This is a genomic window from Clostridium carnis, assembly GCF_054657435.1.
The window spans coordinates 1,139,183-1,165,810 of record NZ_BAAHYS010000001.1 but is presented as its reverse complement, the minus strand read 5'-3'; the positions used below and the strand labels follow the sequence as shown (position 1 = coordinate 1,165,810).

Here is a 26,628-nt window from a genome sequence, read left to right as displayed (position 1 = left end):
CACAATAAAAAACTAGCATTTCAATATTTTATGAAAAAAATATTAAAAATGTTATAAATTTAGAGGTATTAATTAAGTTAGTGACTAAAAGCTATTGATATTGAGAAGAATATGGAATAAAATATGAATATTAGATGATGAAAGTTGAAAAATAATTCGGAAAATAACAAAAATTGTAGGTGGTATGATTTGGAAAAATTAAGTAGGAATAGCAGAGTGGTTGCTATAACAAAAATATTAACAGAAAACCCGAATAAAGTTATGGGGTTAAATAGTTTTTCAGAACTTTTAAATGCTGCAAAATCTACTATAAGTGAAGACATAGTTATAGTAAGAGAAGTATTAGAAAAGTTAGAAATGGGAAGAGTTGAAACTATAGCTGGAGCTGCTGGTGGAATAAAGTATATTCCAGGTGTAGGAAAAGATAGTAGTAGAAAATTTACTGAAGAATTATGTGAATTATTAAGAGATGAAAGTAGAATAGTACCAGGGAACTTTATATATGTAACAGATTTAATGTATAATCCTCAAATAATAAGCAAGGCTGGAGTTGTTTTATCTGGATTTTTTAAAGAAGTGGAAGTGGATTGTATTGTAACTGTAGAAACTAAGGGGATTCCTTTAGCTTATGAAGTTGCAAGAAGTCTTGGAATACCACTAGTAATAATAAGAAGAGATAGTAAAGTAACAGAAGGATCAACTGTTACTATAAATTATGTTTCAGGGACAAGTGGGAGAATACAACAAATGTCACTTTCTAAAAAGTCTATGAAGCCTCAAAGTAAATGTATCTTTATAGATGACTTTTTAAGAGGTGGTGGAACAGCAAAAGGAATAAAAGATTTATTAAAAGAATTTGATAGTGAGTTAATTGGAACAGGAGTTTTAATAGATAATATAGGTGTATCTAATAAAAAGGCATCAGGATATATATCATTAGTTGAACTTAATTATATTGAAGAAACAAACACATTAGATGTTCAGCCATCAAAAATGGTAGAATAAAGTAAAAAAGTAGTAGTATTGCACTAAAACTCATTGAAATTTTTAAAAATTTGAAAAAATTCTAAAAATTTTTAGTAAAAAAAAGGATTTTAATGATTTTTATAGAAATATTAATAGTATCATAGCAACTGGAGGTGTAGTGCAATGACAATTACAGACGTTAGAATCAGAAAGATAGCTGCTGATGGAAAAATGAAAGCTATCGTTTCAGTTACATTTGACAATGAATTTGTAGTTCATGACATTAAAGTAATCGAAGGACAGAATGGATTATTTATAGCTATGCCAAGTAGAAAGACACCGGATGGAGAGTTTAAGGATATAGCACATCCTATAAACACTGAGACTAGAGAAAAAATTCAGTCCTCAATACTTGAAGCTTATGAAAAGGCTAGATTAGAAGATGAAACTGAAGCTGTAACTGAATAAATTAATGTTTATTTAAAATAAAAGGGAAAATATGCCCTTTTATTTTTTTTGTAAATTTAAAATAAAATCAATCACTATTTAAATTCTCTCTTAAGGTTGAAATACTCTTTCTAATACAATATAATATAATGAGATGTATACGAACGTTTTTTTAAAGTATTTAAAATTCGTCCTTAAAGTTTTGAAAATGAGGTGTTTTATATGTATAGATGTGCTCTAATTTTAGCAGCAGGACAAGGTACTAGAATAAAATCAGATTTACCAAAAGTGTTACATAAGGTAGCTGGTAAAGAAATGGTTAATCATGTTATAGATACTATGAGAAAAGCTAATATAGATGATGTTAACGTAATTATAGGAAAAGGAGCTGAGTTAGTTAAAAAGAATACAGCTTCAAGAAAAATAAGTTATTCATTACAAGAAGAACAATTAGGAACAGGTCATGCAGTAAAATGTGCTATTGACTTTTTAAAAGGAAAAAAAGGAACAGTAGGAATATTTTGTGGTGATGCACCTTTAATTAAATCGGAAACCGTTGAAAAGCTTTTTGAAGAGCACATAAAAAATAATAATAGTGCAACTCTTTTAACTTCAATTGTAGAAGATCCGACAGGTTATGGAAGGGTCATTAGATCAAACGATGAGGTTTTAAAAATAGTTGAGCATAAGGATTGTAATGAAGACGAATTAAAAGTAAATGAAATGAATGCAGCATTATATTGCTTTGATATAGAAGAATTATTATTATCGTTAGATAAATTATCTAACAATAATAATCAAGGGGAATATTACTTAACTGATGTAATAGGAATTTTAAAGGAAAAGGGAAGTAAGGTTGGAGCTGTTGTAATAGATTATGAAGAAACAATAGGCGTAAATTCAAGAGTTCAACTTGCTGAAGCAGAAGAAATATTAAGAAAAAGAATTAACTTAAGACATATGGTAAATGGAGTAACACTAATTGATCCATCAAGCACATATATTGGGGATGATGTAGAAATTGGTAAAGACACCATTATATATCCAGGAAATGTTATAGAAGGAAATACTAAAATAGGTGAAAGAGTTATGCTATATCCAAATTCTAGAATAAGTAATAGCATAATTTTAAGTGATGTAGAAATTCAATCATCTGTTATTCTTGATAGTAAAATTGGGGAAAAGACTACAGTTGGACCATTTGCATATATAAGACCAGATTCAGTAATTGGAAGTAGTGCAAGAATAGGAGATTTTGTAGAAATTAAAAAATCTACAATTGGGGACAATACTAAGGTGTCACACTTAACATATATTGGAGATGCTGAAGTAGGATCAAACTGTAATTTTGGTTGTGGAACGGTAGTCGTAAATTATGACGGAAAAGATAAACATAAAACAGAAATTGGAGATAACAGCTTTATAGGTTGTAATACTAACCTAGTTTCACCAGTTAAGGTGGGCAACAATACTTATATAGCAGCAGGATCAACTATAACTAATGAGGTTAAAGATGGAGATCTTGCTATTGCGAGGGCTAAGCAAAGAAATATTGAAGGTTGGGTAAATAAACGAGGTCTTACTAACAAATAGTTATTTAGATATATAAAGTGCCAAAAATTTTAAGGAGGTCTTCACAATTATGATAACCCATGGAAAAAACATTAAAATATTTACTGGAAACTCACATCCTGAATTAGCACAAGAAATAGCAAATATATTAGGATTACCGCTTGGAAAAGCTAAGGTTTCAACTTTTAGTGATGGAGAAATTTCAGTTGATATAGCTGAAACAGTAAGAGGAACTGATGTATTTTTAGTGCAATCAACTAGCTCACCAGTTAATAACAATTTAATGGAACTTTTAATAATGATAGATGCTTTTAAGAGAGCATCAGCAGGTAGAATAACAGTAGTTATGCCTTATTATGGATATGCTAGACAAGATAGAAAGGCTAAATCAAGGGATCCTATAACTGCAAAATTAGTAGCTGATCTTTTAACAGCAGCAGGAGCTCATAGAGTATTAACAATGGACTTACATGCAGCTCAAATACAAGGATACTTTAATATTCCAGTTGATCATCTATTAGGATCACCTATATTAGCTAAATACTTTATAGAAAAAGGATTTGATGATAAGGAAGATGTAGTTGTTGTTTCACCAGATTTAGGAAGTGTTACAAGAGCAAGAAAATTTGCAGATAAACTACATGCTCCAATAGCTATAATCGATAAGAGAAGACCAAAAGCTAATGTTTCAGAAATAATGAATATAATCGGAGATATAAAGGGCAAGAAGTGTATTTTAATAGATGATATGATAGATACAGCAGGTACAATTGCAAATGCAGCAAATGCTCTTAAGGAATTAGGTGCTACAAATGTTTACGCATGTTGTACACATGGGGTACTATCAGGCCCAGCTTTTGAAAGAATAAATAATTCAGCAATTGAAGAGTTAGTTATGTTAAATACAATAAAATTACCAGAAAAGGATGATTTAGTTAAATTTAAAGCTATTTCAGTTGCACCATTATTTGCAGAAGCAATAAAAAGAATATATGATGATGAGCCGATAAGTAAATTATTCGAATCATAGTACATAAACTTGGATAATAAACCCCTAAAAAGCATAAACTTTTTAGGGGTTTGTTGTTAATTAATAATTTGTAAAATTTATTAATTATTAACAAAAACATCACAATAAGATATATAATATAATTGTTAAGGATGGTGACTTTTATGGAAAGTAGATTAGGAAAAGTTTTAATAGTTGATGATGACGAAAATATATGTGAAGTTATAAATATGTATTTAGTTAGTGCTGGTTACGAAACAAGAAAGTGTAGTAATGGTAGGGAAGTATGCAATGTATTTCCAGAATTTAAGCCAGATCTTGTATTATTAGATATAATGATACCTGGCATGGATGGTATAGAAGTTTTAAAATGGATAAGAAAAACAAGTGAAATACCTATTATTATGTTAACAGCTAAGGGAGATACTTTTGATAAAGTATTAGCTTTAGAATTAGGTGCAGATGATTATATTGTTAAACCATTTGAACCTAAAGAACTTCTAGCAAGAACTAAAGCTGTAATGAGAAGATATAACTATGATAGTACAGATAAAGAAGTTATAAATTATTCAGATTTAATGATAGATGTAAATTCATATAATGTTGTTTATAAAGGTGTAGAAGTTAAAATGCCGCCAAAAGAATTTGAGCTTCTACATTATTTAGCAAGTAATAAAAATAAAGTTTTTACTAGAGAACAATTATTATGTGAAGTATGGGGGTATGATTATCCAGGAGACTCAAGAACGGTTGACGTTCATGTTAAGAGATTAAGAGAAAAAATAAATGGCGGAGAAAACTGGCAGCTTGAAACGGTTTGGGGAGTAGGTTATAAATTTGAGGTGAAATAATGCGTAGAAGAGGAATTATCTACAAATTATTAATTTCATTTACAACTATAACAGCAGTAGTATTAAGCTTACTAGGAATTTTTCTTTCATCATGGTTACATAGAGAATACATGAAAGAAAGACAAATTTCATTAGAAAAGCAAATGAATTTAATTGAAACTGCAACTTTAAATTTTTTAAATCAAAATAGCAATAGTGTATATGAAGAACTTAGAAGTGTAATGAAGGCAGTTAAAAGTAATATTGGAATGGACTCTATTATAGTAGATAATCTTGGATATGCATATGTAGTTTCTAGTGATAATTTAAATAAACTGAAATATACTAAACTTAATATACCTCAAGATGAACTGGAAAAGTTTAAAAATGGTGAGGCTGAAGGCTTATTAGTAGTAACAGAGAAGAATTTAAAACAAAAAATACACATAAAACCTGTATTTAATAATGGTTTTTTTAGTGGTACAATAGTACTTTTAGGAAATGATTATTATTGGGAAGGATTAACAGATGTATATCAGAGCATTTGGATATCATTAGCTATAGCTCTAATTTTATCCTGTGCAGTTGCATATTATTTTACAAGAAAAATACTTATAAAGCCGTTAAGTGAAATTAATAATGCTGCAAAAAGGTTAGCAAAAGGTGATGTAGAGAAAAGAGTTTATATAAACTCTAAAGATGAAATAGGAGAATTAGCAGAGTCATTTAATATAATGGCAGAATCATTAGAAAAAGTAGATAAAAAAAGAAGAGAGTTTATTTCTAATGTATCTCATGAGCTAAGATCTCCAATTACATCGATAAAGGGGTTTATAACGGGCATATTAGATGGAGTTATTCCTAAAGATAGAGAAAATTATTATTTAAATATTGTAAGTGATGAAGTTTGTAGATTATCTAGATTAGTAAATGACCTTTTAGATATTTCCGCAATGGAAGCTGGTAAATTTAATTTAAATAAAATTCAATTAGATATCAATGATATAATAACATTATGTACATTGAATTTAGAGGGAAAAATAAAAGATAAAAAAATGAATGTAGAGGTAGTATTCCATGATAACCATGAGTATTGTATTGCAGATAGAGATAGGATAATTCAAGTAGTAACCAATGTACTTGAAAATGCAATAAAATATGGTATAAACAATGGTGAAATAAAAATAGATACATATAGTAGGGGAGAGAAGGTTTATGTTAGTATATTTAATAATGGACCTACTATAGCTAAAGAAGACATAAATAATATTTGGGATAGATTCTACAAAATTGATAAATCCCGAACAAATAAAGTAAGTACAGGTTTAGGATTGCCTATAGTTAGATTAATACTATCTCAGCATAATCAAGATATATGGATTGACAATATTGATGGAAAAGGAGTTAAATTTACTTTTACTCTAGAAAAAGCTAATTAAAATACAATGCTTTGGAGGGAGTGGGTTAATGGATAAGGAAAGTAAAGAATTAAAAGAAGACTCTTACCCAATTCATTTTAAAAGAAAAAAAACAAAATCAAGTATAAGATTTGGAAGTAAGGTAATAGGTATTTTTATTTTAGCAGGTATGGCCGGTGTGTTATTTTCTAATATTATGATGAGGGTTAAATACGATAAAATAATTAAGCAGATCGATGAAAATAGAATTAATAATGAAATGGTTATATTAAACTATTCAAATTTAATAAAGAAGGTATCCCCATCATTAGTAAGTATAAGTGATGAAGAAAGTAAACTATTGAAAGATACATATTTTGATTCTAATATAACAGGAATAATATTAGATCAAAGCGGTACAATACTTACCAATTATTCGAAAGTTAAGAATAATAATAATATATATGTTAAATTAGCATCAGCAGGAGTAAGACCTATAAAGGCAAATCTTCTATGGGGAAATGAAGAGATAGATATTGCTGTTATCAAAATAGATTATTCAGGAGAATTGGCACCTATAAAATTTGCTGATAATAGGAATGGTATAGAGGGCCAAGAGATAGCAGTTCTAAGTAATTCTATAGGAGATGATTACATAGGTAGGATTATCCCTGGAATGGTAACCTCAACTAATAAAAGTATCAATAATGAGAGAAAGAAAAGAAGTTATAGGTTATTAGAGTTAAACTCTATTATAACAGAACATAATACTGGTGGAGCAGTATGTAATTCAAAGGGAGAATTAATTGGAATTGCAAGCTCTGAAATAAGTAAAAGAATAAATCAGCCAGGCTTATACTATGCTGTAGATTTAAGCTCTTTAAAAAGTATAATAAGCTCTAGTAATATTTTAAAGGAGGCATTAGGGTTACTTGGTGGAGGAATAGTATCTGATGAAAATTCAGAAGTTAGTGGCTTTTACGTTGAAAATATTGAGCAAGGTGGAAGTGCTTATAATGCAGGAATAAAACCTACAGATATTATTTTTGAATTAGATAACAAGAAATTTGCATCTATAAAAGATATGAGTGAGTTTATAAGAGAAAAGAAAAATGGTGAAGTTATAAAAGCTAAAGTTATGAGAGATGGGAAAGAGAAAGAAATTGATATTATAGTATCTAAACCAGAAGAATAAATACTAAAAAATACAGTTCGAAATTTTACGAACTGTATTTTTATATCTAATATTAATAAACGTAAAAGTGTTTATAATATATAGTATATTGTAAAGGTAAAAAGTTCTTTTATTATTGTAAAAAACTAGTATAATATTAGATATGTTAATTTGCATTAAGGAGTGGCGAATATGTTTTTAATAGTTGGCCTTGGTAATCCAGGCAAAGAATATGAAAAAACTAGACATAATATTGGATTTGAAGTTATAGACTATCTTTCAGATAAGTATAATATAGAGTTAAATAGGATAAAATTTAAAGGAGTATATGGAGAAGGTTTTATAAAAAACAAGAAGGTAATTCTATTAAAGCCAACTACATATATGAATTTAAGTGGAGAAAGTATAAGAGAAGTAGCTAATTTTTATAAAATGTCAGAAGAAGAGATAATAGTTATTTATGATGACATAAGTTTAGAAGTTGGAAAGTTAAGAATAAGAGAAAAAGGAAGTGCGGGAGGGCATAATGGAATAAAGAGTATATTATTAAATTTATCCACTGATGTTTTTCCGAGAGTTAAAATAGGTGTAGGACAACCTAAAAAAGATTTAGTATCACATGTTTTAGGAAAGTTTTCAAAGGAAGAAGAGGAAGTGCTAAAAGAAAGTATACAGGCATCAGCTTTAGCAGTAGAAATTATACTTGAACAAAATACTAAAGAGGCAATGAATAAACTAAATGGGTTTAAGGCATCAAAAAGTATATAGGTTAAGGACGGTGTGATTTAATGAGATTAACGGGAATACTCGATCCATTAAAAAAGAGTACTCAATTTAATGATATAATAGAAAATATGGAAAGTGGCAAATATCCTATAAATATATATGGACTATCTGACTCAGGGAAAAGTTATATAGTTGATGGTATATATGAAAATATAGATACATCAATAGTAATTTTAACTCATAGTGATATGGAAGCAAAAAATATATATGAGGATTTAAATTTTTATACTAATGATGTTTATTATTTTCCTTCAAAAGAAGTAGTATTTTATAATATAGATGCTATTTCAGGAGACCTAAGATGGGAAAGGTTAAAAGTAATAAAAGAAATTTTAAACAATAAAAAGAAAATAATAGTTTCATCTATAGATGCATTATCTACAGCTTATACACCTAAATCACTATTTGAGGAGTATAGTTTTACTTTTAAAGTTGATGATGAAGTTGAATTTAAAGATTTAGCAATAAAACTTTTAGAAAGTGGTTATGAAAGAGTTGAAATAGTAGAAGGAAAAGGTGAATTTTCTTTAAGAGGGGGAATACTTGATGTTTTTCCTCCTACTTCAGCATACCCATTTAGAATAGAATTATTTGGAGATTCTATAGAATCTATAAGAACATTTAATTCTCAGTCTCAGAGAAGTATTGAAAAGGTTGACAAAGTAGAAATTTTTCCAGCTAAGGAAGTTATAATAAACGAAAAGTCAATAGATAGAGCTAAAAATAAAATGCTACATGAGCTAGAATTAATAAAAAAAGAAAGTAAAGATAAGGAAAGAATTGAAAAGCTAACAGAGATTGTAAATAGTAATATAGAGTCTTTAACTCAAACAATGAAATTTGAAACTGTAGATAGTTATTTAAACTATTTTTATGATAGGACAGATAGTTTTTTTGATTATTTAAAAGGATTTACTTATATTGTTGATGATAGTAAAAGAAGTGAGGGAAAGCTAGATACTTGTTATTATGAATTTGGTGAAAACTATGAGGCTTTCTTACAAAGGGGTGGAATACTTCCATCTCAAAATGAACTTTTAATACCTAAAGATACTTTAATAGAAAAATTAGAAAGTCAAAAAGTAATAACATTAGATACATTTGTTAGTAAAAGTAAAATACTTAAGCCTTTAAGTATCATTTCAATTAATCAAATAACTCTAAATAGTTATCAAGGACAGTTAGATTTGTTAATTAATGATATTAAAGATAAGAAACAGAAGGGTTATAAAACTTTAATATTATCGGGAGCAAGGACTAGAGGAGAGAGATTAGTTAAAACTCTAAGAGATAATGAAATAGAAAGTGTTTATAAAGACAATGTTGAATCAATTGAATTTGGAGAAGTAGTAATAACATTTGGAAATTTACTGAAGGGATTCGAATATTCAGATTTAAAACTATGCGTAATTTCAGATAAAGATGTTTTTGGAGAAACAAAGAGAAAGCTACAAAAAAAACAAACTAAAAGAAAAGGTATTGCTAAAATTAAAAGTTTTGCGGAACTTAAATTAGGAGATTATGTAGTTCATGCAAACCATGGTGTTGGGGTATATAAAGGAATTAAACAAATACAAGTTGGAGGAAGTACTAGAGATTACCTAGATATTGTTTATGACAAAGGTGATAAGCTATATGTTCCTGTAGACCAATTAGATTTAGTTCAAAAATATATTGGAAGTGAAAGTAAAAGTCCTAAAATAAATAAGCTTGGCGGAACAGAATGGAACAAAGCTAAAGCTAAGGTGAAAAAATCAATTAATGAAATAGCAGAAGATTTAGTCAAACTTTATGCTGCAAGGGCTACATTAAGGGGGCATAAATTTAGAGAAGATACAGAATGGCAAAGACAGTTTGAAGATGAATTTCCTTTTGATGAAACACCAGATCAATTAACATCTTTAGAAGAAATTAAGTCAGACATGGAATCAGATAAGCCAATGGATAGACTTCTATGTGGAGATGTTGGATATGGTAAAACAGAAGTTGCAATAAGAGCTGCATTTAAAGCTGTTATGGATGGAAAACAAGTAGCATTTTTAGTACCAACTACAATATTAGCAGAGCAGCATTATAAAAATATGACTAAGAGGTTTGCTGATTTTCCGATTAAAATAGATATGATAAGTAGGTTTAGAAGTGCTAAGGATCAAAAAGCCACTTTACAAACTGTAAAAGAAGGAAATGTTGATATATTAATAGGAACCCATAGATTAGTATCTAAAGATATAAGCTTTAAAGATTTAGGACTTCTTATAATAGATGAAGAACAAAGATTTGGAGTTGCTCAAAAAGAAAAAATAAAGAGCCTTAAGAAAAATGTAGATGTATTAACACTAAGTGCTACCCCTATTCCTAGAACTTTACACATGTCGTTAACAGGTGCAAGAGATATTTCAGTAATAGAAACTCCACCGGAAGAGAGATATCCAATTCAAACATATGTTGTAGAAAATAATGAACAATTAGTTCGAGATGCAATTTTAAGGGAAGTAAATAGAAATGGTCAAGTTTATTATGTATATAACAGAGTTGAAAGTATAGAAAGTATGGCTAAATATATTCAAGACTTAGTTCCGGAGTGTAGAGTTGGAATTATTCATGGGCAAATGACAGAGCGTCAATTAGAAAAAGAGATGATGAGCTTTATGAATAGAGAGTATGATATTTTAGTTTGTACAACAATAATTGAAACAGGTATAGATATACCAAATGTTAATACTATGATAGTACACGATTCAGACAAAATGGGACTTTCACAACTTTATCAATTAAGAGGACGGGTTGGTCGTTCTAACAGAATAGCATATGCTTATTTTATATATACTAAGGATAAGGTTCTTACAGAAGTTGCAGAAAAGAGATTAAAGGCATTAAAAGATTTTACTGAGCTTGGATCTGGTTTTAAAATAGCTATGAGAGATTTAGAAATTAGAGGAGCAGGAAATATGATGGGATCTGCTCAACATGGACATATGGCATCTATTGGATATGACCTATACTGTAGAATGCTAGAAGATACAATTAAAATAATTAAAGGGGATATAGAAAAAGAGCCAATTGAAACAACTGTTGATATAAAGGTAGATGCATATATTCCTGGAACTTATATAGAAGATGAAATACAAAAAATAGAAATCTATAAGAAAATAGCTGCTATCGATGGTCTTGAAGACTATATGGAAGTTAAGTCAGAATTAGAAGATAGATATTCAGAAATACCAGAACCGGTTTATAATTTAATGGATATAGCTTATATTAAAAGTAGAGCTAAACTACTATCAGTAGAAGAAATAAAAGAAACTCAAAAAGAGGTTAAATTTATTTTTGCTGATGGATATAGGGATGTTAATAATATATATAAAATGTTATTAAGTAATTATAAAGATAAAATATTCCTTATGTTTGGTGAAAAACCATATTTTGCAATAAGGACTAGTGAAGTTAAAAAAGAAAATATTTTAGGATTCTATAAAGAAATGTTAGATAATTTAACAAAAAATATTTAAAGTGGTTATTAAAAATTGAATAAATGACACAATATTGATATACTAGTGAGGTATAATGGTATTGAACAAAAATAAAAGAAAAGTGAGGGAACGGACTTGATTAAAATTAAAAAGATTTTAGCAGCAGGAGTACTAGGCGTTTTAGCTTTTTCTGTGGCTGGATGTGGAATGATACAAAAAACTCCAGAGGCAATTAAAAACACAGTGTTAGCAAAGGTTGATGGTGAAAAAATAACTAAAGGTGATGTAGATGAAATTGCTCAAGGATATCTTAAGCAATTTGAGGCGCAATATGGAAAAGATTTTGAATCAAACCCAAGCGTTAAAGAGCAAGTAAAGAAGTTAAGACAAGAAGCGTTAAATATTTTAGTAGAACAAAAAATTATAAATAAAAAAGCTGTAGAAATGAATTTAGCTCCAACTGACGAAGAAGTAAAAGCTAAGGTAGATGAAACTATAGCATCAGATAAAGAACGTTTTGGTGGCGAAGAAGGTTTTAAAAATGCTTTAGAGCAATCAAAGCTTACAGAAGAAAGTTATAAAAACATGCTTAATAAAAATGTTAAAAGTACAATGATAAATGAAAAAGTTTCAACTGAGATATTTAAAGATATAAACATTACTGATGAAGATGTTAAGAAATATTACGATGAAAATCAAGAAAGTTTTAAGGGAGCAAACTCAGCTCATATTTTATTAAAGGATGAAGATGCAGCTAAGGCAGCTAAGGAAAGAATTACAAAGGGAGAAGATTTTGCAACAGTTGCAAAGGAACTTTCAGAAGATCCAGGTACTAAAGAAAAAGGTGGAGACTTAGGTTTTATAAAGTATAGCTCAACAGATTTAGTTGCAGAATATATGAATGCTTTTAAAACATTAAAAGATGGTGAAGTTTCTGATCCAGTTAAAAGCCAATTTGGATACCATATAATAAAGGCTACAGGAGTAAAAACAACACCATTTGAAGAAGCAAAAGATGGAATAAAGAAAACATTAGAAGGCACTAAAAAGAATGAAGTATATACAGAAAAGATAAAAGAATGGAAAGATCAAAGTAAAGTTAAAACATACGAAAGTAGATTATAATTTTAAAAAGATATATCTAATATAAATTAGATATATCTTTTTTTATTATTAAAATTTATACATATAACTTTATATAAATTTTGGTTATATGTGTATAAAATTTCTAAGAAGTCAAATAATAATATTGCAACTAATTATTATTAAATAAAGGAGGCATCTTATAATAATGAAAGCAACAGGAATTGTTAGACGTATTGATGACTTAGGAAGAGTAGTAATACCAAAAGAAATAAGAAGAACATTAAGAATCAGAGAAGGAGATCCATTAGAGATTTTTACAGATAGAGAAGGTGGCGTAATCTTAAAAAAATATTCTCCAATTGGGGAATTAACAGACTTCTCAAAAGAGTATGCAGAAAGCTTACAACAATCTATAGGACATATAGTTTTAATTGCAGATAAGGATGCTTTTATATCTGTTAGTGGATCTCCTAAAAAAGACTATATGGAAAGAAAAGTTAGCTCAGAGCTAGAGAAGATTATGGATGATAGAAGAGCAACTTTAATTACAGAAGGAAGTAAAACTATTCCTCTGCATAATGATGAAGAAGAAGGAAAGTATGCTAGTCAGGTAATTGCGCCAATAATAGCAGAAGGTGATGCTATTGGTGCCGTGATTATACTATCTAAGCAATCAGGGGAAAAATTCGGTGATTTAGAATTAAAATTAGCGGAAACTGCATCAGCATTCTTAGGAAAGCAAATGGAGCAATAAGAATTTATTAATTAATAAATATTTACTATTAAAACACAAATATAAAGTTATCAATAAAATAAAAGTAATAATACCTCCAAACTTAAAATACAAATTATTAGTATGAATAAAGTTTGGAGGTATTTTATGAAAAAGCAGTCATTACTTAAAGCAAGTTTAGTTTTGGGTGCTGCTGGTATTATAGCTAGATTTTTAGGATTATTTTTTAGATGGCCATTGATAATGCTAATAGGAGATGAAGGTGTTGGTTATTATCAAATGTCATATCCTTTATATATGTTTTATGTAGCTATGGCATCTGGAATACCAGTAGCAATTTCTAAAATGATATCTGAAAAGAAAGCAAAAGGCGATATTCAAGGAGTATTTGAAATAGTAAAGGAATCTACTTTACTTATGTTAGTTTTAGGGACAGGCACAACTTTAATACTCTTCTTCTTTGCAAAACCAATTATTAAATTTGTTCAGTGGGATATGAAATCATACTATTCTTTAATAGGTATTTCATTTGCTCCACTTATAATTTCTATAATGACAATTTATAGAGGGTTCTTTCAGGGATTACAAAATATGACTCCATCTGGAATTTCACAGATATTAGAACAAATAGGACGAGTAGTTATAGGGGTTGGTTTAGCAATTTTTCTTCTTCCAAAGGGAATAGAGTTTGCCGCTGGGGGAGCAGCTTTTGGGGCAGCAGCAGGAGGACTTATTGGAGCTATATATTTATGGATTAAGTATAGAAAAGTAAAAAAACAAATGTGGAATAGAAAAATAAAAACTAATACAGAATTACTTACAAATATACTTAAAATAGCTTTACCAATATCTTTAGGAGCTACAGTTGGAACAATAATGAATGTTATTGATTCTATACTAGTACCACAAAAATTATTAGAAGCAGGTATATCATCAGAAGGAGCAACGATTTTATATGCTCAATTAACAGGTAAAGCAGCTGTTATATCAAATATACCACTAACATTATCAGTAGCACTATGCACATCTTTAATACCAATAATAGCAGAGAATTATATTATGCACAGAAGAAAAGAATTAGATTCTAAAATACAAATGTCTTTAAAACTATCATCTGTAATAGCTATACCATCAACTATGGGATTGTTTATTCTAGCAGGTCCAATAATGAATCTTATATTTCCGGGAAAATCAGATGGTATTGAAATATTAAAGTACTTATCATTATCAATACCGTTTATAATAGTTACACAAACAACAACATCTATACTCCAAGGAACTGGACACTATATTAGACCAGTTATAAACTTATTTATAGGGTGTATATTTAAAGTAGTACTAACTTTAATTTTAGTACCAATGCCATTTTTAAACATATATGGTGCAGTAATATCAACAATAGCAGCGTATATAATAGCAACTGCACTAAATTTAATTTCATTAAGAATAAAAATAAAATCAAAGATAAATATATATCAAACCTTTATAAAACCTACTTTTGCATCAATAATTATGATGATAGGTGTACTATCAACATATATATTTATATTTAACAAGACTTCAAGTAATGGTTCTTCTTGCTTAATAGCAATAGTTTTGGGTATTATTATATATATAATATCGATTTTAGTACTTAAAATTTTCGATGTAGAAGAAATAAAAAGTAGATTAATAAAAAATTAAAATAGCAAGGAGAGAATCGGATGATAAAAATAGTAGGATTAGGACCAGGAGCGCCAGAGGCATTAACAATTGGTACGGTAAAAGCGTTAGAAGAAAGTGATAATATATTTTTTAGGACAGAAAAACATCCAACAGTAGAGTATTTAAGAGGAAAAATAAAAGGATTTAAAACTTATGATCACTTTTATGAAGAGGGAACTAGTTTTGATGAAGTATATGAAAATATAGCAAAAGATATTATTGAAAAGTATAAAATTAGTGGTGAACTTATTTATGCGGTACCAGGTCATCCTTTGGTTGCAGAAAAGTCAGTTTTTAATCTTATAAAATTATGTGATGAAAGTAAAATAGAGTATAAGTTATTACCAGCAGTAAGCTTTATGGATGCTATGATGGATAGTTTAAAAATAGATCCTATAGAAGGATTAAAGATTATAGATGCATTTGATATGAAAAATCAAATATTAGACAAGAGAATTGGAACAATAATAACACAAGTTTATAATCCATTAATAGCATCAGAGGTAAAGCTTGAGCTTCTTGAATATTATAATGATGATACAGAGATTTATTATGTTAGAGCGGCTGGAATAAAAGGACAGGAAAGTATAAGGAGAATTCCTATATATGAATTAGATATGCAAGAGGATATAGATTATTTAACATCTGTTTATGTACCTAAGGATTTAAAAAATAAAAAAGATTTTAATGATTTAGTACAGATAATAGATAAGTTAAGAGGAGAAAATGGATGTCCTTGGGATATGGAACAAACTCACGAAAGTATAAAAAATCAATTAGTGGAAGAAGCCTATGAAGTTGTTGATGCTATTAATAATGATGATATAGATGGAGTTATTGAAGAACTTGGGGATGTACTTTTACATGTTGTATTCCATGGATCAATAGGTAATGATGATGGTTATTTTAATATAACAGATATTATAGAAGCTATATGTAATAAAATGATATACAGACATCCACATTTTTTTGGTGGAGAGACTGTACTAACAAGTGGAGAAGTTCTAGATAATTGGGAAGAACTAAAAAAACAAGAAAAGAACTTTGAAACTATAAGTGAAGAAATGAATGCTGTAGCAAATAGTTTTCCAGCATTAATAAGAGCACATAAAGTACAAAAAAAGGCTGCTAAGGTTGGATTTGATTGGGATAATATAGAGGATACAGCTGAAAAGGTAAATGAAGAATTAAAAGAAGTATTAGAGGTATATAAAACCAAAAATAAGGAAAAAATAAAAGATGAAGTAGGAGACTTACTGTTTGCTTGTGTAAATGTTGCTAGATTTTTAGGTGTTGACGAAGAAGAAGCATTAAATTCAACAATTAAAAAGTTTATAACACGTTTCTCATTTATAGAAAAAAGAGCATTAGACTTAGGTAAAGATTTAACAAAAATGACTTTAGAAGAAATGGATGAGTTATGGAATGAAGCAAAAAACCTAGAAAATAAATAAAGTGACTAAAAAAAGCAGGATTTTTTTAACTGCTGAAGAATATATTTAAGTAAACTATGATATCATAACTTATTATAACAAATGGCTTTTTATAACAAAAAGTTCAGAACACTATAGACTACTAGGAAAAGACACTATATAATAAGAGAATGTAGTTATAGTACATATAAACAAGACAGTTAACTACTAAATATATAACTGGTTATTTAAGGAGGATGTAATTGTGAATAAGGCAGAATTAATCACTAGCATGTCAGAAAAAAGCAAATTAACTAAGAAGGATGCGGAAGTAGCTTTAAAGGCATTTATAGAAAGCGTTGAAGAAGCGTTAGAAAAAGGTGAAAAAGTTCAATTAGTTGGATTTGGAACTTTCGAAACTAGAGAAAGAGCAGCTAGAGAAGGAAGAAACCCAAGAACTAAAGAAACTATAAATATTCCAGCTTCAACAGTTCCAGTATTTAAAGCTGGTAAAGAGTTCAAAGAAAAAGTTAATAAGTAATTATATAGGAACCCGAGATATCTCGGGTTCTTTTGATAACTTTAAATAAGGAGAGTTTAAATGAGATTAGATAAATATTTAAAAGTTTCTAGAATAATAAAAAGAAGAACAGTAGCTAAAGAAGCATGTGAAGGTGGAAGAGTCTCTATAAATGATAAAGTTGCTAAACCATCAACGGTTGTAAAAGAAGGTGACATAATAGAAATTACTTTTGCAAATAGAAGTTTAAAAGCTAGAATTATAAATATAGCTGAACATGTTAGAAAAGAAAATGCTAAGGAAATGTATGAGATTTTAGAAGGCGAAGAAGATAAAGAATAAAAGTAAAAAAGCTTTCATATATTTTTATTAAAGAATATATGGAGGAGATACTATGGAAAGAAAGGTAGAAAATAAAGTTGATAATCCTACAGGGAATATAACTTTAGAAAATAGAAAAAGATTAACACTTACAGGTGTAGAAGAAGTAATAAGTTTTGATGATGAAAAAATATTACTAAACACAAGCTTAGGTTTTTTAACAATTAAGGGTTCAGAATTAAAAATGAATAAGTTAGATGTTCAAAATGGAGATGTTATAATTATAGGGAATGTAGCATCTATGGTTTATAGCGGTAAAGAAGTAAAAAAAGAAAAAGAAAATATAATAGCTAAGCTATTTAAGTAGGGTGAGAATATGCCGTTAACTATAGGAATACAAATTGATATAATAATTTATGCTATTCTTGCGGGATTACTTGTAGGAGTTTTATTTGATCTTTATAGAATTATAAGAGGCGCTAAAATACCAAAGTTTATAGTTATAATAGAAGATATATTATTTTGGATATTAGCAGCTTTAGTAATTTTCATATTCTTATTGTACACTAATTATGCCTTTTTAGGACTTTATGTGTATATCTTTATGATAGCTGCTCTATTTATATATCTAAAGTTAATAAGCCCAGTAGTGTTTAAAATTGAAAAACATATTGTAAGTGGGGCAACAAAGTTTTTTAGAGTTATAGCTAAAAATATAATATATCCTTTTAAAGTGATATATTATAATATTTCAGGCAAAAATAATTCTAAAAGCAAGAACATAAAAAAATAACTTGAATAAAATATGTAGAGTGTTTAAAATATATTTATAGAATATATTTTAAAGAGGGTAATATCAATGAAAAAGCGATTAACTCTTAAAAACTTAATTATAATTTTACTTTTTGCTGTTTTTATATTTAGTTATATTAGACAGGAACTTACAATGAATAGAATTCAAAAAGAAATTCTAACTAGTCAACAACAATTAGAGGAAATTAAAAATAAAAATGCTAAGCTAGAAGCTGATTTAAAGAAGACAGACTCAGATGAGTATATTGAGAAGCTTGCAAGAGAAAGACTAGGCATGATTAAAGATGGAGAGAAGATTGTAAATTCCCAGAAGCAAAATTAGAAAATATGTTTTAAAATTACAAGAAAAGGTTATTATTATAATAACATATATTATTTAATTTTTAAGGAGGAATCTTTGTAGCATGACCTTAATGGCAGGAAACATATTAGAAGGTACAGTGGTTAATATCACAAATTTCGGAGCTTTTGTAGAGATTGAAGGGAAAACTGGATTAGTTCATATTTCAGAGGTAGCAGATTCATTTGTTAAGGACATTAGACAACATCTTAGCGAACAAGATAAAGTTAAAGTTAAGGTAATATCAATTGATGATAATGGAAAAATAAGTTTATCAATTAAACAAGCAAATGTTCAAAAAAAATCAGCTAAACCAGTAGATATAGATTGGTCTTCAGAAAGTAAAAAAACTAATAGCAATTCATCAAATTTTGAAGACATAATGTCAAGATTCTTAAAAGATAGCGAAGAAAGAATGCAAGATGTTAAGAAAAATCAAGATTTCAAATCTAAAAGTAGTAGAAAAGGTTTTTAAGGACTGATTTAGACATCATATAAATTTAATATATAAATCTATACAAGGGCTCTTGGGGATTTCCAAGAGCTTTTGTAATAATAAAATAAAAAAAATAAAAAAGTTGTTGACAGTATACAGAACATAATATATAATTAATTTTGTCGTCAAGGGGCGACGGAAAATAATATGCTGAAGTGGCGGAACAGGCAGACGCACAGGACTTAAAATCCTGCGGTAGCGATACCGTACCGGTTCGATTCCGGTCTTCAGCACCAAGCTAAATTCAACTTAAATATCGCGGGGTGGAGCAGTTGGCAGCTCGTCGGGCTCATAACCCGAAGGTCGTAGGTTCAAGTCCTGCCCCCGCAACCAAAATATGGCGGAATAGCTCAGCTGGCTAGAGCACTCGGTTCATACCCGAGGTGTCGTAGGTTCAAGTCCTATTTCCGCTACCATATACGCTGAAGTGGCGGAACAGGCAGACGCACAGGACTTAAAATCCTGCGGTAGCGATACCGTACCGGTTCGATTCCGGTCTTCAGCACCAAGTTGAATTTAGCTTATATAATATCGCGGGGTGGAGCAGTTGGCAGCTCGTCGGGCTCATAACCCGAAGGTCGTAGGTTCAAGTCCTGCCCCCGCAACCAAAATATGGCGGAATAGCTCAGCTGGCTAGAGCACTCGGTTCATACCCGAGGTGTCGTAGGTTCAAGTCCTATTTCCGCTACCACATACGCTGAAGTGGCGGAACAGGCAGACGCACAGGACTTAAAATCCTGCGGTAGCGATACCGTACCGGTTCGATTCCGGTCTTCAGCACCAAATATCTAAGCAATAGCTTAGATATTTTTTTGCTTTAAAATAAAAAAAGTTTAAATAAAAGTTTATGAATTTATACATAATAATATTACAATAAAGTTTTAAAAGATTCATCATAAAAATAATAATATTGACAAAATTAAACATATAAATTTATTTAATAAATTTATATGTTTTTTTCTATTTTTTAGCTTGAATATAGAAAAATAGGGGGATGTATGAGAATAATAATAAAAATAAATAAAAAATAAAAGATAGATTTAACAAATTTAATTTAGAAATAGATAGATTATTGTCCTACGAAAAATAAAAGTAAGAACACTATGTGACATATATCTTCCATGTAAGATGTTATAATTTAAATACATTTTATGGAAATTGGAGGGGAGTATATGCAGTATGGGGTAGATATCTCAACATATAAAAGAATAGGAAATAAGAAAACCAAAAGGGAAATAAGTTTAAAAGATACACCAATAAGGGTGATTATCTCTGGAGTTATAGCTTTATTATTAGGGAGGGTTATATTATCGGTATCGCCAGGTGTAGGAATAGCTCCTTTTGGTTTAGCATATATTCTTGGAAAAAGTGGAAAGAGTGATATTAAAGAGAAAGTAGCAGCGTTAAGTGGAGTATTATTAGGATATATTTCTATATATAGAAATATGGAAGGGATTTCAATTTATTGTATTTCTACAGTAGTATTATTTATATATATTCAAATAAGTAGTAAATTCTCTTTTAAAAAGAAAGATATATTTGCATTTGGATTAATATTTATAACTTTTTATATTTTTAATTTTGTTTTATATAAACAACCTACAGGAGTTAATATAACATTCTCTTTAATAAGAGTGCTTAGTATAGTGCCTGTTTATTATATTTTAAAATATGCATTAAACTGCACTGACGAGTTAGAAACAAATTATTTTTTCTCAACAGAAGAATTAATAAGTATTGGAATATTAGTATGTTTATTAGTTTCTGGTATTGGAAATATAGGAGTAGCTGGAATAGCTTTAAGAAATATAATAGCTTTAGCTACAGTAATTTTTATTGGATATGTTAGTGGTGTAGGACTTGGAACTGCAATGGGAGTTACTATGGGATTTATAATAGGTATAACTAATAATAATGTTATAATGCTAATAAGTCTTTATAGTGTTTGCGGTCTTATTGTGGGAGTATTTAAAGATACTGGCAGGATATTTTCAGCTGTTTCATATTTAACGATGTATTTCATTATAACAATGTATTCAGAAAGTTTTGGTATTATAGGGGGAATAGAAGCGGTTATAGCAGCAGTAGTATTAATAGCAATACCAAAAGGTTTTATTGATATCGCTATTAAGGAGGTAAATCAGGATAAAAAAGCTGAAGTAATCAGTGATATTCATTTAAAAGGAATAAAGGATGAGTTTGTTGGAAGAATCAATGATATGAAGGGGGTTTTAGGTTCTTTATCAACATCTATATCTAATTTAGTTGAAAATGATATATTGTCTTTAAATAATAAGGGAACAGCTATGGTTGAGAGTTTAGCTGATAGGACATGCTATAATTGTGAATTGAAAAATAGATGCTGGGATAGAAACTTGCATGCAACTTTTGGTGCATTTTCTGAACTTATAAGTAGTTGTGAGGATAGCAATATATTATTTCCTGATGAACTTGAAAAAAGGTGCGTCAAAAAACAAAGTTTAATAAAAAATTCCCAGGAAATAGTTAATAATTATACAGTTAATGAAGCTTTAAAATCTAGATTAGCTGAAGGTAGGAATATTATTGCTACACATATAAATAATATGGCTTTAACAATGGGTGAAATAGTAAGAGACTTTAATAAGGATATATCCATATGTACAGATATAGATAGAATTTTAAGAAAAGCATTAAATAAGAATAATATAAATTATAAAGATGTATTTTGTTATTTAGATAGAAAGGGAAGATTGAAAATAAAAATAACCCTTTCCAATTGTGGAGGAGCTAATTATTGTGCAAAGAATATATTACCTATAGTTAATGCTTTAGTAAAGATACCAGTATCAATAAGTGGAGAAGGGTGTAGAATTGATCCTGATACAGATGAATGTGCTATTATAATAGAAGAAACACCTAAGTATCATATGGTATCATATGCTGCAACTAACCCAAAGGAAGGGGAAAGTTATATAGGAGATAGCTATAGTTTTGGAAAAAATGATGATGGAACCTATTTAACAATAGTTAGTGATGGAATGGGATCAGGGCCAGAAGCAGGAATAGAAAGTGGAGTTGCTGTTGAGTTAATTGAAAAGTTTATAAGCTCTGGATTTAGTGATAAAACAGCTATTAATACAGTTAACTCTATAATGGGTATGAAATTTAGTGAAGATGAAAAGTTTACTACATTAGATTTGAATATTATAGACTTATATACAGGTGAAGCTGAATTTATGAAAATAGGAGGCGTTGTAAGTTTTATAAAAAGTGGTGATGAGGTGCAAGTTATAAAGTCTCAAAGTTTACCATTTGGTATATTAGATAATGTAGATGTCGATACTGAAAAGAAAAAGCTTAAACATGGAGATATTATTGTTACTATAAGTGATGGAGTGTTAGATATAGATAAAAATAATGTTGGTAGTTTTACTTGGTTGGAGGAGTATTTACATTATGCAGACAATAATCCTGATGCATTATCAAGAGATATTTTAGAAAAAGCTAAAGTACTGTCAGGAGGAAGAGTGTGGGATGATATGACTGTAGTTGTATCTAAATTATATTCAGTATATTAATGTATTAATAATGAAGAGGTGAGAGAAAGAAAAATTTATAAATATCTCGTCTCTTCATTTTTGTTTAATTAATAAATAATTAATGAAGTTTAAGAGTGTATAAATATTTACATCTATAACAGTAACAGTTATTATATTATATATTAAAGAAAAAATATACTTAAGGAGTTTTTTTAGTGATAGATAAAGTAAAAAGCTTTATAAAAGAAAATAAGCTATTAGAAAAGGGTGATAAAGTCTTAGTTGCATTATCAGGTGGCCCAGATTCAATTTGTTTATTACATTTGTTAAATTCTTTAAAAGAAGAATATAAATTAAGTGTAGCAGCTGCTCATGTTAATCATATGTTAAGAGGTGACGAAGCTGTAGAAGATGAAGATTATGTTAAAAAGTTTTGTGATGATTTAAATATACCTTGTTACATAGAAAGAATAGATATAGATAAAATATCTAAGAAGAAAGGTATATCTCATGAAATGGCAGGGCGAGAAGAACGTTATGCATTATTTGAAAGAATAAGAATTAATGAAGGTTATAATAAAATAGCAATTGCCCATAATGCTAATGATCAGGCAGAGACTGTACTTATGAGAATGATGAGGGGTACAGGAATTGAAGGATTATGTGGTATAAAAGCAAAGAGATCAGGTGGGATAATAAGACCTATCCTATGTCTAGGAAGAGAAGAAATAGAAAAATACTGCTATATAAATAATCTTGATGCAAGAATAGATAAAACTAATTTAGAAAAGAAGTACAATAGGAATAAAATTAGATTAGATATATTACCATATATGAAAAATAATTTTAATAATGATATTATTGAAACAATAAATAGAATGGCTCTTTTAATTCAAAAGGATAATGAATTTATAGAAAAAAAATCTATAGAAGAATTCGAAAAGCATTGTGAAAGAAATAAAGATTTTTTTAAAATTAAAAAAAGTTTATTTTCTTTAGAAGAAGCCATGGTTACAAGAGTAATAAAAATATCTCTAATTGAATATTCTAAAAAATATAATAATTTTGAAATGAAGCACATATTCGAAATAATAAATTTAGCTAAAAATGAAACAAGCAAAAAAGTAGATATTACAAACAATATTGTTGCAGAAAATATATATGGAGATATTATCTTAAAAAGACGAAAAAATAATAAAGCTTTATCCAAAAAAGAAAATAAAGTAGAGATTAATAAGAAAAACTTAAAAGGTCAATGCATAGAGTTTGAAGAGTATATCGTAAATATTGATATTATGGAAATGAAAAATAATATAGAATTTTCAAATAATGACTTAATAAAATTTTTTGATTATGATAATATAAAAGAAGGACTATGTATTAGAACTAGAAGAGATGGAGACAAGATTAAACCTCTTGGAATGAAGGGACAAAAAAAGATTAAAGACATTTTTATAGATATGAAAGTTCCTAAAGAGTATAGAGATAAAATCCCTATAGTTTCTTTTGATGGAAATATAGGTTGGATAGTTGGATACAAAGTTTCAGAAGATTATAAAATAAAAAAAGAAACAAAAAATATTATAAAAATTATATTTACTAGAAAGGAATAGGTGCATGATAGCAGATATTAAAGAAGTATTATTAAGTGAAGAAAAAATAATAGGTAAGGTAAAAGAACTTGCGGCAAAAATTAGTGAAGATTACAAAGGAAAAGATTTACTTGTAGTTGGTATTTTAAAAGGATCAATAGTTGTTGCATCTGATCTTATTAAAAATATTACTATTCCATGTGAAATAGATTTTATGGCTGTTTCAAGTTATGGAAGTTCAACAGAAACTTCAGGGGTAGTTAGAATACTAAAAGATCTAGATCATAGTATTGAAGGGAAAGATATAATAATAGTTGAAGATATAATAGATAGTGGAGTGACATTAGACTATTTATTAAAGTATTTAAAAGCTAGAAAAGCAAACAGTATTGAAATTGTAACACTATTAACTAAACCTGCAAGAAGAAAAGTTAATATTAATGTTAAATATTGTGGTTATGAAGTTCCAGATGAGTTTTTAGTTGGATATGGATTAGATTACAATGAAAAATATAGAAATTTACCTTTTATAGGAATATTAAAAGAAGAGATATATACTAAATAATATTATTAAAATAATTGAAAAAATAAAAAGCTAGAAGAGAGGGGGGCCTTGAATGAAAAAATATTCAAGTGCAACTATGTGGATATTTGCATTACTGCTACTTTTTTTAAGTGCTACATTCTTATGGAATAGTGGAAAAATGGCAGATGAAATAGCGTATAGTGATTTTCAACAAAAATGGATTAACAATGAAATAGACAGCTTAGAAGTTCAAAAAGATAAAATGCTTATAACAGGAAAGACTAGAGAAAATAAGCAATTTACAACATACGCTCCAAGCGAAATGTTAGAAATATTAATGTCTCAAAATCCAAAAGACAATATAAAAATAGAATTTAGGCAACCATCAAATAGTGGTATGTGGATTAGCATGATCCCAACACTTATGTTAATGGTTTTAGTATTTGTATTTTTCTTTATGATGTCCCAGCAGTCTCAAGGTGGTGGTGGCGGAAGAGGTGTAATGAGCTTTGGTAAAAGCAGAGCTAAGGTAATGCCTCCAGATGCTAAAAGAGTAACTTTTGATGATGTTGCTGGAGCAGATGAAGAAAAACAAGAATTAGAAGAAATAGTAGATTTCTTAAAGCAACCTTCAAAATATACTGAAATGGGAGCAAGAATTCCTAAAGGAGTACTTTTAGTAGGGCCTCCAGGAACAGGTAAAACATTATTAGCAAAAGCTATAGCTGGTGAGGCGGGTGTTCCTTTCTATAGTATTTCAGGTTCAGATTTCGTTGAAATGTTTGTTGGTGTGGGTGCTTCAAGAGTTAGAGATTTATTTGAGCAAGCAAAGAAAAGTGCTCCAGCATTAATCTTTATAGATGAAATAGATGCAGTTGGTAGACAAAGAGGAGCAGGTCTTGGTGGTGGCCATGATGAAAGAGAACAAACTCTAAATCAATTACTAGTTGAAATGGATGGTTTTGGAGCAAATGAAGGAATCATTATGATAGCAGCTACTAATAGACCAGACATACTAGATCCTGCACTTTTAAGACCAGGTAGATTTGATAGACAAATAGTTGTAGGAGCTCCGGATGTTAAAGGTAGAACAGAAGTATTAAAAGTTCATACTAAAAAGAAACCATTAGCAGAAGATGTAGAGCTAAAAGTTCTAGCAAAGAGAACACCAGGATTTAGTGGAGCAGATTTAGAAAACCTAGCTAATGAAGCTGCATTACTAGCTGTAAGAAAGAGTAAAAAATTAATAGGTATGGATGAATTTGAAGAAGCTATTACAAGGGTTATAGCTGGTCCAGAAAAGAAGAGTAGAGCTATAAATGAACATGATAGAAGATTAACAGCTTTCCATGAAGCAGGTCATGCAGTTGTTATGAAATTATTAGTACATTCAGATCCAGTTCATGAAATAAGTATAATTCCAAGAGGTATGGCGGGTGGTTACACAATGCATTTACCTAAGGAAGATAGATCTTATACTTCTAAGGAAAAACTTAGAGATGATATGGTTGGCTTATTAGGTGGAAGAGTTGCTGAAAAACTTGTATTATCTGATATAAGTACAGGAGCAAAAAATGATATAGATAGAGCAAGTGCTATAGCAAGAGCTATGGTTATGGAATATGGTATGAGTGATAAATTAGGAACTATTTCCTATGGAACTGACAATAATGAAGTATTCCTTGGTCGTGATTTAGGAAGAGGAAGAAACTTTAGTGAGGAAATAGGAGCAGCTATCGATAAAGAAGTTAAACACTTTATTGATGAAGCTTATCATAGAGCAGAAACTTTATTAAGCGAAAATATGAGTAAACTTCATGCAGTTGCAGAAGCTTTACTAGAAAAAGAAAAAATTGATGGCGAAGAGTTTGTAAGAATATTTGATGCTAACTAATATTAATGTGTGGTTTGAG

At 29.0% G+C, this 26,628-nt stretch carries 23 protein-coding genes and 7 tRNA genes; all 30 read left to right on the top strand.

All coding sequences use genetic code 11. The annotated features are described in order from the left end of the window. The first annotated feature begins 189 nt into the window (after positions 1 to 189). The 30 genes from purR (at position 190) to ftsH (ending at position 26,609) form a co-directional block, all read left to right on the top strand. A complete protein-coding gene (gene purR, locus ACYQ1T_RS05405; protein WP_459832643.1) occupies positions 190 to 1,005 on the top strand; it encodes a pur operon repressor in 816 nt (271 codons plus the stop codon). Between the two features lie 144 nt (positions 1,006 to 1,149). Then, on the top strand, positions 1,150 to 1,434 hold the full coding sequence (gene spoVG / locus ACYQ1T_RS05400; protein ID WP_459832640.1) for a septation regulator SpoVG: 285 nt from the start codon (positions 1,150 to 1,152) through the stop codon (positions 1,432 to 1,434). 201 nt (positions 1,435 to 1,635) lie between these two features. Further along, positions 1,636 to 3,006: a bifunctional UDP-N-acetylglucosamine diphosphorylase/glucosamine-1-phosphate N-acetyltransferase GlmU gene (glmU, locus tag ACYQ1T_RS05395; RefSeq protein ID WP_459832638.1), complete on the top strand. Its 1,371-nt coding sequence runs from the start codon at positions 1,636 to 1,638 to the stop codon at positions 3,004 to 3,006. A gap of 49 nt (positions 3,007 to 3,055) precedes the next feature. After that, positions 3,056 to 4,015 (top strand): ribose-phosphate diphosphokinase, encoded by a 960-nt coding sequence (locus ACYQ1T_RS05390; RefSeq protein WP_459832635.1) that lies wholly within the window; start codon positions 3,056 to 3,058, stop codon positions 4,013 to 4,015. A gap of 143 nt (positions 4,016 to 4,158) precedes the next feature. Then, positions 4,159 to 4,845: a response regulator gene (locus ACYQ1T_RS05385; RefSeq protein ID WP_459832633.1), complete on the top strand. Its 687-nt coding sequence runs from the start codon at positions 4,159 to 4,161 to the stop codon at positions 4,843 to 4,845. Next, entirely contained in the window at positions 4,845 to 6,263 is a 1,419-nt protein-coding gene (locus ACYQ1T_RS05380; protein WP_459832630.1) for an ATP-binding protein, read from the top strand. Before ACYQ1T_RS05385 ends, ACYQ1T_RS05380 begins: the two co-directional genes overlap by 1 nt. A gap of 28 nt (positions 6,264 to 6,291) precedes the next feature. Then, on the top strand, positions 6,292 to 7,416 hold the full coding sequence (locus ACYQ1T_RS05375; RefSeq protein ID WP_459832627.1) for a S1C family serine protease: 1,125 nt from the start codon (positions 6,292 to 6,294) through the stop codon (positions 7,414 to 7,416). A gap of 171 nt (positions 7,417 to 7,587) precedes the next feature. Continuing rightward, complete coding sequence (gene pth / locus ACYQ1T_RS05370) at positions 7,588 to 8,163, top strand: aminoacyl-tRNA hydrolase (RefSeq protein ID WP_459832625.1); 576 nt, start codon at positions 7,588 to 7,590, stop codon at positions 8,161 to 8,163. 20 nt (positions 8,164 to 8,183) lie between these two features. After that, entirely contained in the window at positions 8,184 to 11,690 is a 3,507-nt protein-coding gene (mfd, locus tag ACYQ1T_RS05365; protein WP_459832623.1) for a transcription-repair coupling factor, read from the top strand. 96 nt (positions 11,691 to 11,786) lie between these two features. Next, positions 11,787 to 12,776 (top strand): peptidylprolyl isomerase, encoded by a 990-nt coding sequence (locus ACYQ1T_RS05360; RefSeq protein WP_459832621.1) that lies wholly within the window; start codon positions 11,787 to 11,789, stop codon positions 12,774 to 12,776. 166 nt (positions 12,777 to 12,942) lie between these two features. Next, complete coding sequence (spoVT, locus tag ACYQ1T_RS05355) at positions 12,943 to 13,491, top strand: stage V sporulation protein T (RefSeq protein ID WP_459832619.1); 549 nt, start codon at positions 12,943 to 12,945, stop codon at positions 13,489 to 13,491. A 126-nt stretch (positions 13,492 to 13,617) separates the two neighbouring features. Then, positions 13,618 to 15,153, top strand: a complete 1,536-nt coding sequence (locus ACYQ1T_RS05350) for a putative polysaccharide biosynthesis protein (protein WP_459832617.1) — start codon at positions 13,618 to 13,620, stop codon at positions 15,151 to 15,153. A gap of 20 nt (positions 15,154 to 15,173) precedes the next feature. Then, complete coding sequence (gene yabN, locus ACYQ1T_RS05345) at positions 15,174 to 16,628, top strand: bifunctional methyltransferase/pyrophosphohydrolase YabN (protein ID WP_459832615.1); 1,455 nt, start codon at positions 15,174 to 15,176, stop codon at positions 16,626 to 16,628. Positions 16,629 to 16,851: 223 nt separating this feature from the next. Next, on the top strand, positions 16,852 to 17,127 hold the full coding sequence (locus tag ACYQ1T_RS05340) for an HU family DNA-binding protein (protein WP_459832612.1): 276 nt from the start codon (positions 16,852 to 16,854) through the stop codon (positions 17,125 to 17,127). Positions 17,128 to 17,187: 60 nt separating this feature from the next. After that, the gene (locus ACYQ1T_RS05335; RefSeq protein ID WP_459832609.1) at positions 17,188 to 17,448 is read left to right on the top strand and encodes an RNA-binding S4 domain-containing protein; all 261 of its coding nucleotides are present in this window, start codon (positions 17,188 to 17,190) and stop codon (positions 17,446 to 17,448) included. A gap of 52 nt (positions 17,449 to 17,500) precedes the next feature. Further along, positions 17,501 to 17,794 carry a sporulation protein YabP gene (gene yabP, locus ACYQ1T_RS05330; protein ID WP_459832607.1) on the top strand — a complete coding sequence of 98 codons (294 nt, stop codon included), beginning with the start codon at positions 17,501 to 17,503 and terminating at the stop codon, positions 17,792 to 17,794. Between the two features lie 9 nt (positions 17,795 to 17,803). Beyond that, positions 17,804 to 18,220, top strand: a complete 417-nt coding sequence (yabQ, locus tag ACYQ1T_RS05325) for a spore cortex biosynthesis protein YabQ (RefSeq protein WP_459832604.1) — start codon at positions 17,804 to 17,806, stop codon at positions 18,218 to 18,220. 66 nt (positions 18,221 to 18,286) lie between these two features. Continuing rightward, positions 18,287 to 18,562 carry an FtsB family cell division protein gene (locus ACYQ1T_RS05320; protein ID WP_459832602.1) on the top strand — a complete coding sequence of 92 codons (276 nt, stop codon included), beginning with the start codon at positions 18,287 to 18,289 and terminating at the stop codon, positions 18,560 to 18,562. An 82-nt stretch (positions 18,563 to 18,644) separates the two neighbouring features. Further along, entirely contained in the window at positions 18,645 to 19,055 is a 411-nt protein-coding gene (locus tag ACYQ1T_RS05315; protein ID WP_459832599.1) for a S1 domain-containing RNA-binding protein, read from the top strand. A 170-nt stretch (positions 19,056 to 19,225) separates the two neighbouring features. Beyond that, positions 19,226 to 19,312, top strand: a tRNA-Leu gene (locus ACYQ1T_RS05310). A 21-nt stretch (positions 19,313 to 19,333) separates the two neighbouring features. Next, positions 19,334 to 19,409 (top strand) — tRNA-Met (locus ACYQ1T_RS05305). A 6-nt stretch (positions 19,410 to 19,415) separates the two neighbouring features. After that, positions 19,416 to 19,492: transfer RNA gene (locus ACYQ1T_RS05300), tRNA-Met, on the top strand. Positions 19,493 to 19,497: 5 nt separating this feature from the next. Beyond that, positions 19,498 to 19,584: transfer RNA gene (locus tag ACYQ1T_RS05295), tRNA-Leu, on the top strand. 24 nt (positions 19,585 to 19,608) lie between these two features. Then, a tRNA-Met gene (locus ACYQ1T_RS05290) sits at positions 19,609 to 19,684 on the top strand. Between the two features lie 6 nt (positions 19,685 to 19,690). Further along, positions 19,691 to 19,767 (top strand) — tRNA-Met (locus ACYQ1T_RS05285). Between the two features lie 5 nt (positions 19,768 to 19,772). Further along, positions 19,773 to 19,859, top strand: a tRNA-Leu gene (locus tag ACYQ1T_RS05280). A 389-nt stretch (positions 19,860 to 20,248) separates the two neighbouring features. Further along, positions 20,249 to 22,636 (top strand): stage II sporulation protein E, encoded by a 2,388-nt coding sequence (spoIIE, locus tag ACYQ1T_RS05275; RefSeq protein WP_459832596.1) that lies wholly within the window; start codon positions 20,249 to 20,251, stop codon positions 22,634 to 22,636. Between the two features lie 176 nt (positions 22,637 to 22,812). Then, positions 22,813 to 24,210 (top strand): tRNA lysidine(34) synthetase TilS, encoded by a 1,398-nt coding sequence (tilS, locus tag ACYQ1T_RS05270; protein ID WP_459832594.1) that lies wholly within the window; start codon positions 22,813 to 22,815, stop codon positions 24,208 to 24,210. 4 nt (positions 24,211 to 24,214) lie between these two features. Continuing rightward, complete coding sequence (gene hpt / locus ACYQ1T_RS05265) at positions 24,215 to 24,754, top strand: hypoxanthine phosphoribosyltransferase (protein WP_459832591.1); 540 nt, start codon at positions 24,215 to 24,217, stop codon at positions 24,752 to 24,754. Positions 24,755 to 24,806: 52 nt separating this feature from the next. Beyond that, positions 24,807 to 26,609: an ATP-dependent zinc metalloprotease FtsH gene (ftsH, locus tag ACYQ1T_RS05260; protein WP_459832589.1), complete on the top strand. Its 1,803-nt coding sequence runs from the start codon at positions 24,807 to 24,809 to the stop codon at positions 26,607 to 26,609. The last annotated feature ends 19 nt before the right edge of the window (positions 26,610 to 26,628 follow it).

Bases quoted from the DNA above. Each gene is read 5' to 3' on its own strand.
- spoVG (WP_459832640.1), top strand. From the start codon at position 1,150: ATGACAATTACAGACGTTAGAATCAGAAAGATAGCTGCTGATGGAAAA.
- glmU (WP_459832638.1), top strand. From the start codon at position 1,636: ATGTATAGATGTGCTCTAATTTTAGCAGCAGGACAAGGTACTAGAATA.
- ACYQ1T_RS05390 (WP_459832635.1), top strand. From the start codon at position 3,056: ATGATAACCCATGGAAAAAACATTAAAATATTTACTGGAAACTCACAT.
- ACYQ1T_RS05385 (WP_459832633.1), top strand. From the start codon at position 4,159: ATGGAAAGTAGATTAGGAAAAGTTTTAATAGTTGATGATGACGAAAAT.
- ACYQ1T_RS05380 (WP_459832630.1), top strand. From the start codon at position 4,845: ATGCGTAGAAGAGGAATTATCTACAAATTATTAATTTCATTTACAACT.
- ACYQ1T_RS05375 (WP_459832627.1), top strand. From the start codon at position 6,292: ATGGATAAGGAAAGTAAAGAATTAAAAGAAGACTCTTACCCAATTCAT.
- pth (WP_459832625.1), top strand. From the start codon at position 7,588: ATGTTTTTAATAGTTGGCCTTGGTAATCCAGGCAAAGAATATGAAAAA.
- mfd (WP_459832623.1), top strand. From the start codon at position 8,184: ATGAGATTAACGGGAATACTCGATCCATTAAAAAAGAGTACTCAATTT.
- spoVT (WP_459832619.1), top strand. From the start codon at position 12,943: ATGAAAGCAACAGGAATTGTTAGACGTATTGATGACTTAGGAAGAGTA.
- ACYQ1T_RS05350 (WP_459832617.1), top strand. From the start codon at position 13,618: ATGAAAAAGCAGTCATTACTTAAAGCAAGTTTAGTTTTGGGTGCTGCT.
- yabN (WP_459832615.1), top strand. From the start codon at position 15,174: ATGATAAAAATAGTAGGATTAGGACCAGGAGCGCCAGAGGCATTAACA.
- ACYQ1T_RS05335 (WP_459832609.1), top strand. From the start codon at position 17,188: ATGAGATTAGATAAATATTTAAAAGTTTCTAGAATAATAAAAAGAAGA.
- yabP (WP_459832607.1), top strand. From the start codon at position 17,501: ATGGAAAGAAAGGTAGAAAATAAAGTTGATAATCCTACAGGGAATATA.
- yabQ (WP_459832604.1), top strand. From the start codon at position 17,804: ATGCCGTTAACTATAGGAATACAAATTGATATAATAATTTATGCTATT.
- ACYQ1T_RS05320 (WP_459832602.1), top strand. From the start codon at position 18,287: ATGAAAAAGCGATTAACTCTTAAAAACTTAATTATAATTTTACTTTTT.
- ACYQ1T_RS05315 (WP_459832599.1), top strand. From the start codon at position 18,645: ATGACCTTAATGGCAGGAAACATATTAGAAGGTACAGTGGTTAATATC.
- spoIIE (WP_459832596.1), top strand. From the start codon at position 20,249: ATGCAGTATGGGGTAGATATCTCAACATATAAAAGAATAGGAAATAAG.
- hpt (WP_459832591.1), top strand. From the start codon at position 24,215: ATGATAGCAGATATTAAAGAAGTATTATTAAGTGAAGAAAAAATAATA.
- ftsH (WP_459832589.1), top strand. From the start codon at position 24,807: ATGAAAAAATATTCAAGTGCAACTATGTGGATATTTGCATTACTGCTA.